At 32.1% G+C, this 17,502-nt stretch carries 17 protein-coding genes; 5 read left to right on the top strand and 12 right to left on the bottom strand.

What is annotated here, in order from left to right:
- The first annotated feature begins 51 nt into the window (after window positions 1–51).
- From ACKTST_RS05265 to ACKTST_RS05255, 3 genes are read left to right on the top strand one after another with little or no spacing between them, the layout of a single operon-like run.
- Entirely contained in the window at window positions 52–669 is a 618-nt protein-coding gene (locus tag ACKTST_RS05265; RefSeq protein ID WP_408046696.1) for a SatD family protein, read from the top strand.
- Window positions 666–1,379 carry a DUF3307 domain-containing protein gene (locus ACKTST_RS05260; protein ID WP_408046695.1) on the top strand — a complete coding sequence of 238 codons (714 nt, stop codon included), beginning with the start codon at window positions 666–668 and terminating at the stop codon, window positions 1,377–1,379. Before ACKTST_RS05265 ends, ACKTST_RS05260 begins: the two co-directional genes overlap by 4 nt.
- Window positions 1,369–1,881, top strand: coding sequence for a DUF7935 family protein (locus ACKTST_RS05255; protein ID WP_408046694.1), 513 nt, complete (start codon window positions 1,369–1,371; stop codon window positions 1,879–1,881). Before ACKTST_RS05260 ends, ACKTST_RS05255 begins: the two co-directional genes overlap by 11 nt.
- A 25-nt stretch (window positions 1,882–1,906) precedes the next feature.
- On the opposite strand, the gene ACKTST_RS05250 is transcribed toward ACKTST_RS05255, so the two are convergent.
- Genes ACKTST_RS05250 through ACKTST_RS05230 form a run of 5 tightly spaced genes read right to left on the bottom strand, consistent with a single transcriptional unit; the run spans window position 1,907 to window position 7,173 of the window.
- On the bottom strand, window positions 1,907–3,064 hold the full coding sequence (locus tag ACKTST_RS05250) for a flavohemoglobin expression-modulating QEGLA motif protein (RefSeq protein ID WP_408046693.1): 1,158 nt from the start codon (window positions 3,062–3,064) through the stop codon (window positions 1,907–1,909).
- A gap of 28 nt (window positions 3,065–3,092) precedes the next feature.
- Entirely contained in the window at window positions 3,093–3,920 is an 828-nt protein-coding gene (locus ACKTST_RS05245; RefSeq protein WP_408046692.1) for an N-formylglutamate amidohydrolase, read from the bottom strand.
- Window positions 3,921–3,928: 8 nt separating this feature from the next.
- Complete coding sequence (locus ACKTST_RS05240) at window positions 3,929–4,768, bottom strand: sulfurtransferase (protein WP_408046691.1); 840 nt, start codon at window positions 4,766–4,768, stop codon at window positions 3,929–3,931.
- The gene (gene gshB, locus ACKTST_RS05235) at window positions 4,758–5,789 is read right to left on the bottom strand and encodes a glutathione synthase (protein WP_408046690.1); all 1,032 of its coding nucleotides are present in this window, start codon (window positions 5,787–5,789) and stop codon (window positions 4,758–4,760) included. The genes ACKTST_RS05240 and gshB overlap by 11 nt, the downstream gene beginning before the upstream one ends.
- Window positions 5,790–5,847: 58 nt before the next feature.
- Window positions 5,848–7,173, bottom strand: a complete 1,326-nt coding sequence (locus ACKTST_RS05230) for a dicarboxylate/amino acid:cation symporter (RefSeq protein ID WP_408046689.1) — start codon at window positions 7,171–7,173, stop codon at window positions 5,848–5,850.
- A 121-nt stretch (window positions 7,174–7,294) separates the two neighbouring features.
- Between ACKTST_RS05230 and ACKTST_RS05225 the strand changes: the two genes are divergently transcribed.
- Together ACKTST_RS05225 and ACKTST_RS05220 are read left to right on the top strand one after the other, a co-directional pair.
- The gene (locus ACKTST_RS05225) at window positions 7,295–7,939 is read left to right on the top strand and encodes a DUF937 domain-containing protein (protein WP_408046688.1); all 645 of its coding nucleotides are present in this window, start codon (window positions 7,295–7,297) and stop codon (window positions 7,937–7,939) included.
- A gap of 87 nt (window positions 7,940–8,026) precedes the next feature.
- Window positions 8,027–8,332, top strand: coding sequence for a DUF6787 family protein (locus tag ACKTST_RS05220; protein WP_408046687.1), 306 nt, complete (start codon window positions 8,027–8,029; stop codon window positions 8,330–8,332).
- A gap of 13 nt (window positions 8,333–8,345) precedes the next feature.
- Here ACKTST_RS05220 and ACKTST_RS05215 read toward each other — a convergent pair whose 3' ends face one another.
- The 7 genes from ACKTST_RS05215 to ACKTST_RS05185 all read right to left on the bottom strand — a co-directional run bounded on the left by ACKTST_RS05215 (window position 8,346) and on the right by ACKTST_RS05185 (window position 17,412).
- Window positions 8,346–9,206: a mechanosensitive ion channel family protein gene (locus ACKTST_RS05215; RefSeq protein WP_408046686.1), complete on the bottom strand. Its 861-nt coding sequence runs from the start codon at window positions 9,204–9,206 to the stop codon at window positions 8,346–8,348.
- Entirely contained in the window at window positions 9,206–11,911 is a 2,706-nt protein-coding gene (locus ACKTST_RS05210; protein ID WP_408046685.1) for a DNA gyrase/topoisomerase IV subunit A, read from the bottom strand. The genes ACKTST_RS05215 and ACKTST_RS05210 overlap by 1 nt, the downstream gene beginning before the upstream one ends.
- A 25-nt stretch (window positions 11,912–11,936) precedes the next feature.
- The gene (locus ACKTST_RS05205) at window positions 11,937–12,821 is read right to left on the bottom strand and encodes a hypothetical protein (protein WP_408046684.1); all 885 of its coding nucleotides are present in this window, start codon (window positions 12,819–12,821) and stop codon (window positions 11,937–11,939) included.
- 10 nt (window positions 12,822–12,831) lie between these two features.
- Entirely contained in the window at window positions 12,832–14,691 is a 1,860-nt protein-coding gene (locus tag ACKTST_RS05200; RefSeq protein WP_408046683.1) for a DNA topoisomerase IV subunit B, read from the bottom strand.
- Between the two features lie 133 nt (window positions 14,692–14,824).
- Entirely contained in the window at window positions 14,825–16,300 is a 1,476-nt protein-coding gene (guaB, locus tag ACKTST_RS05195; RefSeq protein ID WP_408046682.1) for an IMP dehydrogenase, read from the bottom strand.
- Window positions 16,301–16,380: 80 nt separating this feature from the next.
- Window positions 16,381–16,875 (bottom strand): hypothetical protein, encoded by a 495-nt coding sequence (locus tag ACKTST_RS05190; RefSeq protein WP_408046681.1) that lies wholly within the window; start codon window positions 16,873–16,875, stop codon window positions 16,381–16,383.
- Window positions 16,876–17,412 carry an FMN-binding protein gene (locus ACKTST_RS05185; RefSeq protein WP_408046680.1) on the bottom strand — a complete coding sequence of 179 codons (537 nt, stop codon included), beginning with the start codon at window positions 17,410–17,412 and terminating at the stop codon, window positions 16,876–16,878. It lies immediately after the preceding gene.
- Window positions 17,413–17,502: the final 90 nt, after the last annotated feature.

The following is a 17,502-nucleotide window of genomic DNA, read 5'->3' as shown; positions in this document are numbered from 1 at the left end:
AATTAATTTGTTTTTATGCACAAAAAAACTATTTTTACTAAAACTTAAGATATGACAAGTGTTATTACTGGAGATATTATCAATTCTAGCTATGTTTCAGCAGAAACATGGCTTTCCATGTTAAAGCAGAACTTCAACACCATTGGTAAAACGCCAAAAACATGGGAAATATATAGAGGCGATAGTTTTCAAGTTGAAATTGAAAACATTACTGACTCGCTACTTTTTGCCATTGAATTAAAAAGTGCTATCAAAAAAATAAAAGATTTGGATATTCGTTTAGCTATTGGAATTGGTACTAAAAGTTTTGATGCTGAAAAAATTACAGAAGCCAATGGAGAAGCTTTTGTAAATTCTGGATTTGCTTTTGATCATTTACTAAAAAAGCAAAATTTAGCGTTAAAAACTCCTTGGGAAGATATTAATAATGAATTTGAAGTTTCTTTAGGGTTGAGTTTATTAATTATGGATAATTGGACGGTAAATTCTGCCGATTTTATTCATACTTTTTTACAAAATCCTAAAAGCACTCAAAAAATGATTGCAAAAAAATTAACCATTTCAGAGAGTAGTGCCAGCGAACGAAGAAAACGCGCTGGTTTTGATGAAATAATGAAGCTAGAAAATCGTTACCGAACTCTTATGAATCAGAAATTAACCAACGTATGATACTTTTCTTGAAACTTTTAATGGCGCATTTATTGGGCGACTTTATTTTTCAATCAAAAAAATGGGTAAAAGACAAAGAACAAAAGAAAATTAAATCCTCAAAACTATATATTCATATAGGAATACACACTATTTTATTATTATTCTTACTACAATTCAACGTAAAATATTGGAATGTGATTTTGATAGTAATTCTCTCACACTTCCTTATCGATTTAGGAAAAATCTACCTTCAGAAAAAGAAAAACAAACGCTTGTTTTTCTTTGTAGATCAAGCATTACACATTTCTTTTTTAGGACTAGCTACCTATATTTTTCAACCCTTTGATACTACATTTTCAGCTATATTAAGTGAACGTAATCTACTATTAGTATGCTGTATTATTTTTGTAACATTTACCTCATCAATCATTATAAACACACTAATTTCTAAATGGAATCCTGAAAAAAACAATAAAGAAAAAGAGCAATCGTTAGCAAATGCAGGAAAGTATATCGGCTTTTTAGAACGTTTATTGGTTTTTGTGTTTATAGCAATTAATCAATGGGCAGGAGTAGGATTTTTACTCGCAACTAAATCGATATTCAGGTTTGGAGATTTAACCGCATCAAAAGACAGAAAATTAACAGAATACGTGCTTATCGGAACTTTATTAAGTTTTGGATTGGCAATTTTAACAGGACTCGTATATTCGCATTATGGAAGATAAAATTATTGAAGGATTAGCGTACGCATTACCTGCTTTGGTTACTGGTGGTGTGGCGTATCTTATTTTAGGTCGTTTTATAGAACAAGACAATAAAGAAAAAACATTCAACGCTTTGGTAGAAAAAAAGCGTGAAAGTTTACCTGTAAAACTTCAAGCTTACGAACGCATGTTGTTGTTTTGCGAACGTATCAATCCATCAAAATTGTTATTAAGAGTAAATCCTATCGGAGATAATCCAGAAAATTACGCTCAGCTTTTAATCGGAAACATCGAACAAGAATTTGAGCATAATTTAGTACAACAATTATATATTTCAGAAGATAGTTGGAAAGCTGTTTTAGCAGCGAAACTAGCTATTGTAGCTAAATTACGTTCAACTGCAGAAAACGCTGAAACCGCAAAAGATTTACGTGAAAATGTATTAATAGATTATTCTCAACAAGAAAGTCCTGCAAATACAGCCATTTCATTTTTAAAACAAGAAGTTAAAAAACTGATATAAAAAAAGCCTCCATATGGAGGCTTTTTTATTTTAAATTCTTCAATATAAAATCAATTTTTGGGTTTACATTAGAATTCGATACATAAGCGTCCGTAATATATCTTGCGTGTTCTGCATAACCATTACTAATCAAATACTCTATATCTTCCTTGTATTCTAACGAAACTTTTCCTGTTAGCAAAACACTTAAATCTTTTCCTGAATGGAAATAATCATAGATCTTTTTCAAACCTGTTAAGTATAGATAATCCTTGGTGAATCCGCCTCCTCTATGAATACGAGTTGTGATATAAAACGCTTGTTCTCTTTCTAAATCGTAATTATTATGTAACAATCTAAATGTTTTTGAAAAAGAAGATCCTTTTACTAAACTGTTTACTGCAATAACACGGTACGCTAGCTCTTTTAAGCGTTTAATAGTTAGGTTTCCAGACATATATTCGCTAAAAACAGCCAACCCTTCTTGCGTTTCTACATTATTAGGAAAACCGTGAGAAAATATTTTAAGCGGATGCAATACACCATTCATCGTAGTTACCATATGAACTCCGATTTCGTGGTTGGTTAAAATTCCCATTTCATTATCAGAAAACCTATGATTGCTATTTAACACCAATGTTTGTGTGCTGTTTAATACCATTGCAATGGCTCCCATGGTAGCTGATTCTTTTATATTGAACGAGAAATCGTAACGCTTACCATATTCTACAAATAACTCTTCTGCTTGCTTAATTGAATATTTTGGTTTAAAAATTTCATCCTCAGCATTTTCTTCATCAAAATGTAATATGAATTTAGCATTTTCTACATCTTGTTCTGTAGGCTTCCCAAAAGAACGCAAGCTATTATAATAAAACTTCTTTCCTTCTCCAACGGTTTCAATACATTGAACCATTCCTGAGTAATAGTAGATAATTTCTTCATATAAATTACGAATCTTCTCATCTTCTATTTCTTCTAACGGAAGTGTGAAAAACTCTCGGTGCAATTTAAATTTATCAAAATCTCTTTCAGGATATTTAAAAACTGGATCGGTTAAGTATTTAGAATCGAAAAAACGCTGTTTTTCTTCCTCTATATTAATCGGATTTACATATCGTAATAGTTCAATCTTCTTAACAAGTTCATCAATCCTCTTATCTATAATCGCAATCGCTTTTGCCGATGCATTAATTTCTTTCATATAACTCAATTAAGCCGCCACAAATTTACTATTTATGCTTTTCATAAAATGAATTTGCATGTAATTTCAGTTCTGTTTTTAAATAATTTTCAACAGCTATTACAACTTCAGGATACATAACTTGTGCCATTTCATCACAATATACTTTTGCTATTTCGGTAGCTAACACCAACGTATTGTTAAAATTTTGTGTGATAAACTTTAAAAAATAACCATTTCCTTGAAATGTATCGTTGATTTTAGAAGTTGACTTTATGCCATTTGGCATAGGCATTTTTTCTAAAATACTTCGCCAAGATTCTATTTCATTTCCAAAACGATTGTTATCAACATTTGCTGTCCCTAAATTCCAAGTTGGTACTTCTCTGTCCCAACGTTGCCAATTGTAAGAATGCATATCATATACGATACAAGTACTAAACTTCTCCTCAATTTTTGAAATTAATGCATGAACAACTTTATAAAAGTTAGCGTGTTTCTCTAAACTTTTAGCTTTCATTTCTTCTGAAAGTGACTGATGCCATAGCTGCTTACCCCAAGCATCGGTATAAATTGCTGTTTCTGGTGTTCGGTTTAAATCGTATTCAAAACGAGAATCCATTCCTGCAATAACAATTGGATGTGATTGTACCATTGCCTTGGTTGCGGGATCTTCTTCGTACCAACGTTCATATTCTGTATGAATACAGTTTTTCCACAATTCCTTTCTAAATTGATGTCCGTCGTGAACCGCTCCACATACATACGGAACATAGTCATCTATTTTTATGGTAAACGAATAATCGTCTGAAACAGCTTCAAAAATTTCTTCGTTTTGTATTTTTTGTACAATTTTTGCTATCGAAAGTCTTTCCATTTCTATCTTTATTTTTCAATAGGTAATTCTAACCTACTTGCCCACTCTGTCCATGAACCATCGTATACACTGTAATTTTTGTATCCTACTACTTCTGCTCCTAAGGCCAAAACGCAAGCTGTAATTCCTGATCCGCAAGAAAAAATCATTTGCTCTTTATTGGGATTTACTTTAGAAAACAATTGTTGAAGTTCTTCTACAGATTTCATTTTTCTATCAGATTGTAATTCTCCGTGAGGCAAACTCTTCGAATTCGGAATATGACCACCTCTTAAATCTTTTCTAGGTTCTGGTTCGGCAGCAAAAAATCGTCCTTTTGAGCGTGCATCTAAAATGAGTTCTTTATTATTTGATGCTTCTAAAACTTGCTCCGTTAGCTTTACTAAACCGCCTTCAAAACTTGCTTTAAAATCGCCTTTATTTACTTCTTTATTTATTGGGGCTTTAGTATTATATCCAGCTTCTTTCCAAGTAGGTAAACCTCCGTTTAAAACTGCAATATTGGTAAACCCAAAAACTTTAAACAACCACCAAACTCTGGGTGAAGAATACACTCCTAAATCGTCATAAACAACAATACAGCTATCGCTATTGATTCCTAATCTTTGAACTTCCTTTTCAAAATGTTCTTTTGAAGGAATTGTATTCGGATAGGTTCCGTTTACATCTAAAAAAACATGCTTTAAATCAAAGAAAACAGCATTTTTTATTTGCTGTTTTTCTTCTTTAACTTCTTTATTTGCTCCAACTTTAGGAATTGTTGCATCTAATATGATTAGATTTTCTGCATTTAAATTCTTATGCAACCAATCAACCGAAACAACTGGATGTTCTGTTTTAAGCATCATCAACTTTTCGTTTTAAATCAGTCATTCTTTTGAATGCTGCATTTTTTTCTAATACTTTACTTTCTAAAAAGTCGATAACTTTTTCTTGTAATTTTACTTTAGAAACTTTGTTTATGTAGGTAATTCCTCCTGGACTCATTACATTTACTTCTACCAACTTACCTCCAATCACATCAATACCAACAAAATACAAACCATCCTTTACTAATTTAGGTCCAATTTTGTCGCAAAGTAATTTTTCTGCTTTAGTCAATTTGTGCTTTTCTACCCTACCTCCTGCTGTAATATTAGAACGATGATCTTTATCTCCTGGAATACGGCGCATTGCTCCGATTGGTAATCCGTTTAATAATAAAATTCGCACATCTCCTTTATCTGCTCCTTCAATATAATCTTGTAAAATCACATAATCTGACGAACCATCACTTTTATTGATATAGAAATCTAACAACGAGTTAATATTTCCCATTGCTGATTTTTCTATCAAAATTACACCAGAACCTCCATAACCATTTAATGGTTTTAAAATCATTTTATCTGATTCAGATTCTTCAATAATATTAATTAAATAGTCTTTGTTTTTAGAAACGTGTGTTACAGGAATTATCTCGTTATTAGGATCTTCAAAAACTGCGGTATATAACTTGTTATTGGCTTCTCGCATTCCTTGAACCGAGTTTATAACAAATACATCATCTTTTACAGAATCTAAAAAATTAAGCATTAACGGATCTAAAGGTGGATTTGCTCTCATAAAAATAGCGTCAAACCCCGCTAAAGGAAGCATTTCTTCTCTTGTATTCGCTTTTTTATAATATGATTTAATACTTGTAGGCACCTTCTCCATTCTGTCAATAATCGTACAAAATGCATTAGTTACACTATTACGTATTGTTAAATTTGAAGGTGTACAAATGGCAACTCCGTGTCCTCTTTTTGCACACTCGTGTATTAATGTTAATGTTGAATCTTTCTCTGGGTCAATTTCTTCCCATGAGTACATTAAAAAACAAATATTCATTTAATTTGATTTTTTATCTTTCTTCTATAATTATTTTATTTTAGGTTGATTTTACGCCTTATTTTACTTCATCGTAATGATCGTCCCAATTCTTCACATGTGGTTTACCTAATTTACCTACCGATTTTGCTACTAATGTAGAAACGGTTGCATCTCCAGTAACATTAATTACGGTTCTACACATATCTAACGGTCTATCTACAGCAAAAATTAACGCTAAACCAATAGCAAATTTATCTGCAGGGAATCCAACAGATTCTAATACAATTACTAACATTACCATACCTGCACCAGGTACTGCTGCAGAACCTATTGATGCTAATAAAGCAGTAAGTATAATTGTTAACTGATCACCAAAACTTAAATCAAAACTTAATGCCTGAGCAATAAATACAGCAGCAACAGCTTGATATAAACTGGTTCCATCCATATTAATAGTTGCTCCTACTGGTAACACAAAACTTGATACTTCTTTATCAACTCCAACATGTTCTTCAACACGTTCCATAGTTACTGGCAGTGTAGCTGCACTTGAACTTGTTGAGAAAGCTAATAATTGCGCTGGACTTATTTGCTTTAAAAACCATAATGGATTTTTCTTAGCAAATACACTTATTAAAATCATATAGAAAGTAACCATTAACAATAGCCCACCTACAACAGTTAAGGCATACTTCAGAAGTGCTAATAATAAATCAGGGTCATTTGAAGAAACCACCACACTTGCTAATAAAGCAAACACTGCATAAGGAGCAGTTAACATAATTAAATCTACCATCTTAAGAACCACTTCATTTAAAGAATCAAAGAACTTTTTTAATGGTTTAGCTTTTTTCTCTCCAACAAGTAACATTGAAATCCCTAAGAAAATAGTAAAAAATATCACTTGCAACATTGCTTTGTTATCACTCATAGCTTGTATAGCATTATCTGGCACCATATCTACTAAAAACTGTAAAGGACCACTTGCCTTTTGCTTACTTGCTTCGGCTATTTTAGATTGTACTCCTCCACTATTAGCATAAGTTTCAGTTAGTTTTGTGATTGTTTCTTCAGATATTCCATTACCAGGTTGTACTATGTTAACCAACATTAAACCAATCGAAATAGCTATTACTGTAGTACCTACATAAATTAAAACTGTACGTAATCCAATATTTTTAAATTTTGAAATATCTTTTAGATCAGAAATTCCTTTTACTAACGATGCTATAATCAATGGTACAGCAATTAACTTTAAAAGTTTAATAAAAATAGTTCCTAAAGGTTTTATCCAATCGTTTACAAAAGAAGAACCTCCTTCAACAAAGGTCATTCCTAGTCCGAATAAAATTCCTAAAATCATTCCAATTAATATCTGCCAGTGTAATGCAAGTTTCTTCATGTAATCTATTTAGTTTTTAAAGGCTGTAAGGTAACAAGAATTATTTAAAAATGTGACTTGAATTATGTATCTTGTGTCTCATTAATTAGAAAACTAAATACTAATCTCATAAATAAAAAAAATGGCAGGAATTTTAGACTTATTAAACAGCGACTTAGGCAAAACTATTATATCAGGAGTAGCAGGCTCAACAGGACAAGATACTAACAAAACAAGTAATGTATTAACCATGGCATTACCTGTTTTAATGAAAGCTATGCAACGTAATGCTTCAACACCTCAAGGTGCAGAAGGATTAATGGGTGCGTTAAACAAACACGATGGTGGAATTTTAGACAACTTAGGAGGTTTATTTAGTGGTGGTGTAAATTCAGATGTTTTACAAGACGGGAGTAAAATTTTAGGACATGTTTTAGGAAATAAACAACAAGGAGTTGAACAAGTTATTGGGCAAAAAGCTGGAATGGACTCAAGCGCAGTTGCAGATATTTTAAAAACTGCAGCACCAATTTTAATGGGAGTTTTAGGTAAACAATCTCGTCAAAACAACGTAAGCAGCTCTGGTGATTTAGGAGGTTTATTAGGCGGATTGCTTGGTGGAAACTCTACTCAAAAAGAACAAAGCTTTTTAGAACAAATCTTAGATGCTGATGGTGATGGAAGTATTGTTGATGACGTAGCTGGAATGGTTTTAGGAAATGCTGGTAAGCAAAAATCTGGTGGGTTATTAGGTGGTTTACTAGGCGGTATCTTCGGAAAAAAATAATTATCATTTCCCATAAAATCTTATAAAGGGCAAACATTTGTTTGCCCTTTATCTTTTAGTTACTTTTGCCGCAGATTTTTATTTTGTATGGAAAAATTAAAACAACGTTGGGGATTAAAAACTAATTGGGATGTAATTGCAGTATTATGTGTATTTGCTATTAACGGAAGTTTTGCTGCTAAAATTGGTGGTCCTATACTCGACTATTTTAACATAACTCCTGAAAACACTTCTACTTGGTTACGAGTTCTTTATAGAATTCTTTTAATTTTTCCTATTTATCAAACCACGTTACCTTTAGTAGGTTGGTTATTTGGTCAATTTAAATTCTTCTGGAATTTTGAAAAGAAGTTTTTAAGTCGCTTAGGTTTAGGTTTTCTTTTTAAAAACTAATTACTAAGACAACTTATTTAGAAATATTCATAATCTTATGAATTGGTATTGGTAAAGCAACTCCTTCTTCTAAAAAGCGTTTGTGAACAGCCTCTTTTAAATCGCATTTAGTTTTAAATTCTTGAAAAGGTTCATTTAACCAAACATAAGCACGCATGTGTATATGATCTGGATGAATATCAATAACCCGAACTTCAACTTGATGAATATCAGCCATTACTTGTTCTGGAGTTCGATAATCAATAACTGTTGGTAATTTAACTGCCTCTTCTTGAATTATTCTTCGAGCTAAATCAATATCTGCTTTAATTCCTAATTTAAAATTATTAAAACTTAAAATATGTGAATCTTCAATAGTATGATTCAACACCGAATCTGTACTAATTACCGAGTTAGGAATAATTAATCGTTTGTTTTCGAAGTTGTTTATAACGGTATGTCGTAAAGTAATATCTTCAACAATTCCTACTCTAGCCTCATCTAGTTTTATGTAATCACCAACACGAAACGGGCGAAAAATAACAATAAATGCTCCAGCTATTAAATTAGATAAAGCCGCTTGCGCAGCAAAACCAATAATTGCAGCAATAATACCAGCTCCTGAAAAAATTAAGGTTGCTTTACTTCTAAAAGCTGGTACCGACATTATAATGTAAATAATACTTAATAATGCAATGATAAAAGTTACCGAATTACGAAAAAACTGAATACTAGTTCTTCCAAAACGATCTTCTTTTTTATGTTTTATTAATTGCCAAATAACTGCTCTTACAATTCTTGAAACCGCCCAAGCAACTAAAGACACTAACAATATGTAACCCAACACTCCAAAAAAAGAGTCTAAATCAAAACGATATGATAAAATTTTATCCACTAAAACAATGCAGTTTGATTTTCGTCGTTGCCATCTTTCTTTTTCTTTATAGCATTAGCTAATGCTTTTTTAGCTTTATCTTCCTTTGTTTCAGAAAATTCTTTTTTTACTTCAGGAACATCTAATAAAATAGTTTCATCTTCAACAATTTCTTCTTCTTCATTCACTTCAATATCCTCTACTTTTTCCTCTTCAGGTTCTTCATACGAAAGTGATTCTAACAGGTTAACTGTTCTAATTTTTTCTGTTGTTAATTGATTTCCTAAGGCTTTAATTCCTTTAACCGATATAAACTCTTCAAAATTTACTTCTATATTCTCTAAACTACGTTTAGAAAATATAACCTCAGCCATTGGTCGATAATCGGTAGCAATGATTTCTAATTTCGATTTTTCATGTTCAGAGATAAAAATTTCTTCTTTATCGGGAGATTCAATTAAAAAACGTTTTACAAAGTAACGTTCTTTATTTCCATCAAAATAAATTGCTGAAATAGGTTTATTTGACTTCCATTTTTCTAAGACAATCATGTCGTCTTCAAAATGCATTGCTAAATCTGGCGTTACCGCTTTAATTTTACCTGATTGGGTAGCAATTAAAATTTTATCTTCCGCTTTAAATTCTCCTAATAACTCTCCTCTTCCATCAACATTTAAACGTTGAACAGCATCATCAAACCAAATTTTACGAGGCTTTAAAGTAGAAACTCCTGCTTCTTTAAACTCAACTTTTTTAATCGTATATTTTGTTACTTGATTCCCGCGAACACTACGACCTTTAATCGCTAAATCGGCAAAATCAATATCCCATTTCAGTTTTTTAATACTTCCTACAGCTCGTAATAAAATAGTGACTACCTCAGCTTCTCCATTCTGATTCGCTGAGAAATACAATACTTTCGACTTCGGATCATCATTTCCTAATAGATATTCTTTATCACGAGTAACCGATGTTACATTAAAGCGTTTCATATACGACGCTCCTTTTGCTCCATCTCGATAAATCATGTTATAAACAGTACGTTTGTCTTTCTTTTTGAAAATTGCTACATGCATAATTCCTTTACCAACGAAGGTTTTAGAATCTACCTTAGTAACAATCATAGAACCGTTATCTCTAAATACAATTACATCATCAATGTCGGCACAATCGGTAACATACTCGTCTTTTTTCAAGGAAGTTCCTATAAATCCTTCTTCTCTGTTTACATAGAGTTTTGAATTACGCATGACTACTTTGGTAGCTACGATATCATCAAAAATTCGGATTTCGGTTTTGCGTTCTTTTCCTTTACCGTATTTTGCTTTTAATTCTTTAAAGTAGTCAATTGCAAACTCGATAAGATTCGCTAAATGATGTTTTTCCTCGGTAATTTTATCTTCTAAACTTTCTATAAATTGTTTTGCCTTATCAATATCGAACTTAGAAATCTTCTTGATTCGAATTTCTGTTAAGCGTACTATATCTTCTTCAGTTACTTCACGTTTTAAATGTTTAATATGTGGTTGTAAACCTTTATCAATCGCTTCAATTACACCTTCCCAAGTTTCAACCTCTTCAATATCGCGATAAATTCTGTTTTCAATAAATATACGTTCTAACGATGCAAAATGCCATTGTTCTTCCAATTCATGTAACTGAATTTCTAATTCACGTTTGAGTAATTCAACCGTAAAATCAGTCGATTTTTTAAGAATCTCGGTTACTCCAATAAAAATAGGTTTGTTGTCTTCAATGATACAACATAAAGGCGAAATTGAATTTTCACAATTGGTAAACGCATACAGTGCGTCAATCGTTTTATCGGGCGACACATTAGGCGGCAAATGCACCAAGATTTCTACCTCAGCAGCGGTATTATCTTCAATACGTTTAATCTTGATTTTACCTTTATCGTTGGCTTTTAAAATACTATCGATTAACGAAGAAGTGGTAGTTCCGAAAGGGATTTCATTAATAACCAACGTCTTTTTATCTAGTGCAGAAATTTTAGCTCGCACTCTAATTTTTCCGCCTCTTTTTCCGTCTTTATAATCGGTTACATCTACAATACCTCCTGTTAAAAAATCGGGAACTATGGTAAAACTTCTTCCTTTTAAATATTTGATGGAAGCATCTATCAACTCATTAAAGTTGTGAGGTAAAATTTTAGTTGACAAACCAACTGCAATTCCTTCTGCCCCTTGTGCTAGTAACAACGGAAATTTTACTGGTAAATTTACAGGCTCCTTTTTACGACCATCATACGATGCTTGCCATTCGGTAGTTTTAGGGTTGAAAACAACATCTAACGCGAACTTAGACAAACGTGCTTCGATATAACGTGAGGCTGCTGCACGATCGCCCGTTAAGATATTACCCCAGTTACCTTGCATATCAATCAGTAATTCTTTTTGTCCCATTTGCACCATAGCATCCGCAATAGATGCATCTCCGTGTGGGTGATACTGCATGGTATGACCAACAATATTCGCTACTTTATTGTAACGACCATCGTCTAAGTCTTTCATCGAATGCATAATACGACGTTGCACAGGTTTAAATCCGTCTTCAATCGAGGGTACTGCACGTTCTAAAATTACATACGAAGCATAATCTAAAAACCATTCTTTGTACATTCCCGTAACCTTGGTTATGGTTTCGGTTGCCTCTTGGTTATTCTCGTTTGTTAATTCTTCGTCGTGTTCGTTTTTTTCTTCACTCATTGATTACTGTTTAATCGTTTAAGAGTTAATTTGATTGATTGTTTAAGTCTATTTCTGATTTTGCTATTGCTTCTCTAAATTCTAAATAATTAGAATACCATCTATCTACAACAAATATCCCTCTATATTTATCCTTAATATTTGCATAAATTCTAATTTCTGATGGTTTAGATAATTTTTCGAATTTCACTCTAAATCGATAAACTTTACTATATACATCATCAGATAAATATTGCACTAGTTTTAATGATTTAATCTCTCCATTTTTTTTCTTAATAGAGTCACACTCTAAAAACATTTCTGAAACCCAATCTTTTCTAAATGAACGATATTCTGTATTACTTTCAGTAATTTCAGGCAATAGATTTCTTTCACATTTATAGTATGAGTTAAAAGCAAAGCCCTCCAATTCTTTTTGGCGATTTATTGAAACTTTATCTAAACTTTGAATAAATAGAGTAGGCATTTTATTATTCCTATCATATTCTTCTTGCCAGTAAACTTTTCCTTTAAAACCATAGTATTTATCTCTAAAACTATAAAATGTTCTCAATTCTTGAGGAGTATCAGCTTTTACTCTAAAAACCTTGTATCTAAAAATTAAATTTTTGTTTTTAGACTTTAAAATTTGCTCTAATTTAATCTTTTCGATTCTTCCAAATCTCTCATTATACCAATTACAGTTTTTACTCAAAGAAGATAAAGAATACCATTTTAACATTTGCTCTTCTGCTGTATCTGCATCTAATCTTTGATATTTACCGTTATTACATACTTCAGCATTATTTATTGTAAAATTATAAACCTTATCTCTCAACTCTTTACTAATACTTAAAGTATCAATTAGTGAGAACTGACCAAAAGAATTTATTGACAATAACACAATTAACAGTAAAAAAAACTTTTTCATATATTTTGTTTTATACTTCTTCTTCAACTAAATCTTGTTCTACTTTTAGGTTATTAATGATAAACTTCTGCCTATCAGGAGTGTTTTTACCCATATAGAATTCTAGCATTTGCTCTATTGACATTTCTTTATCTAACATCACTGGGTCTAAGCGAATATCATCACCAATAAAATGAACAAATTCGTTAGGAGAAATCTCACCCAATCCTTTAAATCGAGTTATCTCTGGCTTTCCTTTTAACTTATTAATAGCAATTTGCTTTTCTTCTTCTGAATAACAATAAAAGGTTTCTTTTTTATTTCGAACCCTAAACAACGGAGTTTCTAAAATGTATAAATGCCCTTCTTTAATTACCTCTGGAAAAAACTGTAAAAAGAACGTGATTAATAACAAGCGAATATGCATACCATCTACATCGGCATCGGTTGCAATTACAATGTTATTGTAGCGTAAGTCTTCTAATCCGTCTTCTATATTTAACGCTGCTTGCAACAGGTTAAATTCCTCGTTTTCATACACGATTTTTTTAGACAATCCGTACGAATTTAACGGTTTCCCTTTTAAACTAAATACCGCTTGGGTGTTTACGTTACGCGATTTAGTAATCGACCCACTAGCCGAATCTCCCTCAGTAATGAAAAGTGTGGTATCTAAATATCCATCTTTTTTAGTATCTCCAAAATGAATACGACAATCACGCAGCTTTTTATTGTGCAAACTTGCCTTTTTAGCACGTTCACGAGCTAATTTTCGAATACCTGATAACTCTTTTCGTTCTTTTTCTGCTTGAATTATCTTCTTTTGAAGTTTATCAGCAATCTCTGTATTTTTATGTAAAAAGTTATCTAATTGTGTTTTTACAAAGTCGTTTATATAGGTACGAACGGTTGGTAAATCACCTCCCATATCGGTAGAACCTAATTTGGTTTTAGTTTGACTTTCAAAAACAGGTTCCATCACTTTGATAGAAATCGCAGCAATTATCGATTTACGAACATCTGAAGCATCAAAATTCTTCCCGTAAAACTCTCTTACCGTTTTTACAACTGCTTCTCTAAAAGCATTTAAATGTGTACCTCCTTGTGTGGTATTTTGACCGTTTACAAACGAATGATATTCTTCTGAATACTGCGTTTTGCTGTGTGTCATCGCAATTTCAATATCATCACCTCGTAAATGAATTATTGGATACAACATATCATCTAGATTGTTGTTGTCTTCCAATAAATCTTTTAATCCATTTTCAGAATAAAACTTTTCACCATTAAAAACGATGGTTAACCCAGGATTTAGGTACACATAGTTTTTTAATAATTTACTAATGTATTCTGGTCGGTACTTATAATTTTTAAAGATGGTTTCATCAGCAATAAAGGTAACCTTAGTTCCTCTTCTTCTCGATGTTTCATCAAGTATTTCTTGGTTGGTTAAGTTTCCTTTTTCAAATTCAGCTGAAGCCGATTTACCATCACGTGTAGATTCTACCCTAAAATAGGTGGATAAAGCATTTACTGCTTTGGTACCAACTCCGTTTAATCCAACCGATTTTTTAAAGGCTTTAGAGTCGTATTTACCTCCCGTGTTCATTTTAGAAACTACGTCGACTACTTTTCCTAACGGAATACCACGACCATAATCGCGCACAATAACTTTATTTCCTTGTACAGAAACCTCAATGGTTTTACCACCTCCCATTACAAATTCGTCAATAGAGTTATCTAAAACCTCTTTAACTAAAATGTAAATTCCATCATCAGGAGAAGATCCATCACCTAGTTTACCAATATACATACCAGGTCGCATACGGATATGTTCTTTCCAATCGAGCGAGCGTATATTGTCTTCGGTATATTGTGTTTCTTGCGTCATAAAAAATCGTGTGAATTTGAAGTGCTTGCTAAAATAACATTTACCGCTAAAAAACAAAAAACTCTGTTAATATAGTTATTAACAGAGTTGATAATTTTATTGAGATTGTTTTTGAAACACTATATACAAAAACCTATCTTCTACTATAATTTGGTGCTTCTTTAGTAATTGCAACGTCATGCGGATGGCTTTCGTTAATTCCACTTGCAGTAATACGAACAAACTTACCCGTTTCTTTTAAGGTTTCAATATCTTTTGCACCACAGTATCCCATTCCTGCACGTAACCCACCTACAAACTGATGAATACTTTCAACTAACTCTCCTTTGTAAGGTACACGTCCTACAATTCCTTCTGGAACTAATTTCTTGATATCATCTTCTAAATCTTGGAAATAACGATCTTTAGATCCTTGTTTCATCGCTTCAACTGATCCCATTCCGCGGTATGACTTGAATTTTCTTCCTTCGTAAATAATTGTTTCTCCTGGTGATTCTTTAGTTCCTGCTAATAACGAACCTAACATCACACAATCAGCTCCTGCTGCAATAGCTTTAGGAATATCACCAGTATAACGAATTCCACCGTCTGCAATTACTGGAACACCTGTCCCTTTAATAGCAGCAGCCACTTCTAACACAGCAGAAAATTGTGGGAACCCAACACCAGCAACCACACGAGTTGTACAAATAGAACCAGGTCCTATTCCTACTTTTACCGCATCGGCTCCTGCTTCAACTAAATATTTAGCAGCTTCAGGTGTCGCAATATTACCAACCACAACATCTAACTGAGGAAACTTCTTTTTAACTTCTTTTAAAACAGCAACTACTCCTCTTGTATGTCCATGAGCTGTATCGATAATCACTGCATCAACACCTGCTTTCACTAAAGCTTCTGCTCTATCAACTGCGTCTCCTGTAACACCTAATGCAGCAGCCACACGTAAACGTCCGTAAGCATCTTTATTAGCTATAGGCTTTTGTGTAAGCTTGGTAATATCTCTAAAAGTGATTAATCCTACTAATTTATCGTCGTCATTAACAACTGGTAATTTTTCAATTTTATTTTCTTGTAAAATTACTTCGGCATCTTGTAATGAAGTACCTTCTGCTGCAGTTATTAAGTTTTCTGAAGTCATTACTTCTACAATCGGACGCTCGTTGTTTTTCTCGAAACGTAAATCACGATTGGTAACTATACCAACTAACTTCCCTCCTGCATCAACAATAGGAATTCCACCAATTTTATGCTCACGCATTGCTTGTTTTGCATCCAACACAATTGCATCTAACGATAAAGTTACCGGATCTATAATCATACCGCTTTCTGCACGTTTTACTTTACGAACCTCAAGAGCTTGTTGCTCAATTGTCATGTTTTTATGCAAAACACCGATACCTCCTTCACGAGCAATAGCAATTGCCATAGATGATTCGGTTACTGTATCCATAGCAGCAGATACAATAGGTACATTAATCGTTATATTTTTTGTGAATTTTGTTTGGATTGAAACTTCTCTTGGAAGTACTTCTGAGTAAGCTGGAACTAATAATACATCGTCGTATGTTAATCCTTCTCCTACAAATTTAGATGAATGAGCTTGCATGTGCAATCAATTTAGTGTGTTGTTAATTAATTGCATGCAAATATACTATAAATAAACTAACTTTTACAGTTAAATTTACGTTAGCTTTTTTGAGGAGTTAATATTGATTTTAGAATAAAAAATACAGAAACTATATAAGTTACTGTCATTAATATTCCAGAAAGCATCACAATATATTTCATCCAAGTGATGCCTAACCACATGAAATAAATACCACCAAACGTACAAATTACAGATATAAAAGGTTCAATCATTAAAAATAACTTAAGCTTCATATGCACGCTTGTGGTTGCTAAAATAAGTGCTACTAAAAAGAAAATTACCGATAGTGATAAAATATGATTGTGAACTAATGTTTTAATTTCACCTGATGATTTTTTAAACATCATTTTGGTAGCTTCTTCATCATTTTCATTTCCTAAATAACGCTCTTCTATTCCTCTTGGATTGGAACTTGTTGTATCATTTACAAATGATATTCCACCAAAGAAACCAATACTTAAAACTGAAACAAAAACTAAAATTAATAATTTTAATTCTTTAGGAAACTGATGAATAACTCCGTGAATTTGCATTTATAACACTTTGTTTTGGTGAAGAATGGCTAAATTTTGTAAAAAAGTATTTACCGCTATTGTCATTGAAGAAGCTGAGATGGTCGCTCCTGAGATTGCCATTATATCTTTTTCATATTGCAACTTATCTGAAGATGTTTTACCTATAAACTGCTTTAACCAACGTTTACTACCTATTTCTCCTCCATAATCTTCACGGTAGATTAACACTTTGGTTTTAGCAACTATTAAATCTTTATCAAGCAAAATTAAATAATCAAATTCATCTGTTTTGCTAGGAGCTTTATCAACAAAAGCATACCCTAACAACTCATTATTTGCAATAATTTTAAAAAGCTTATCTTTTTCTATTTTTCTTACAAGTGATTTATTAACTTCTTCTGAAATTAACACTTCAACCAAATTGAAACCTTCTACTTCAAAGGTTTTATTAATTTCTTTAGTTACTTTTTTTTGTATGTTTTTAGGTATTACAAACGATAACATACTAAAAGATAGTAGAAAAATTAAGCAAGAAAAAAATAATTGTTTCTTCATGTTGCAAAAATATTAGAATTAGTCTAAATAAAAAAACAAAAATCGAACCAAATTATAAAAACTTGATTCGATTTTTAGTTTTACAAACTT

This window comes from Tenacibaculum crassostreae, from assembly GCF_964512405.1.
GTDB classification, from domain to species: domain Bacteria; phylum Bacteroidota; class Bacteroidia; order Flavobacteriales; family Flavobacteriaceae; genus Polaribacter; species Polaribacter crassostreae.
This window is presented reverse-complemented; position numbering and strand designations above follow the sequence as displayed.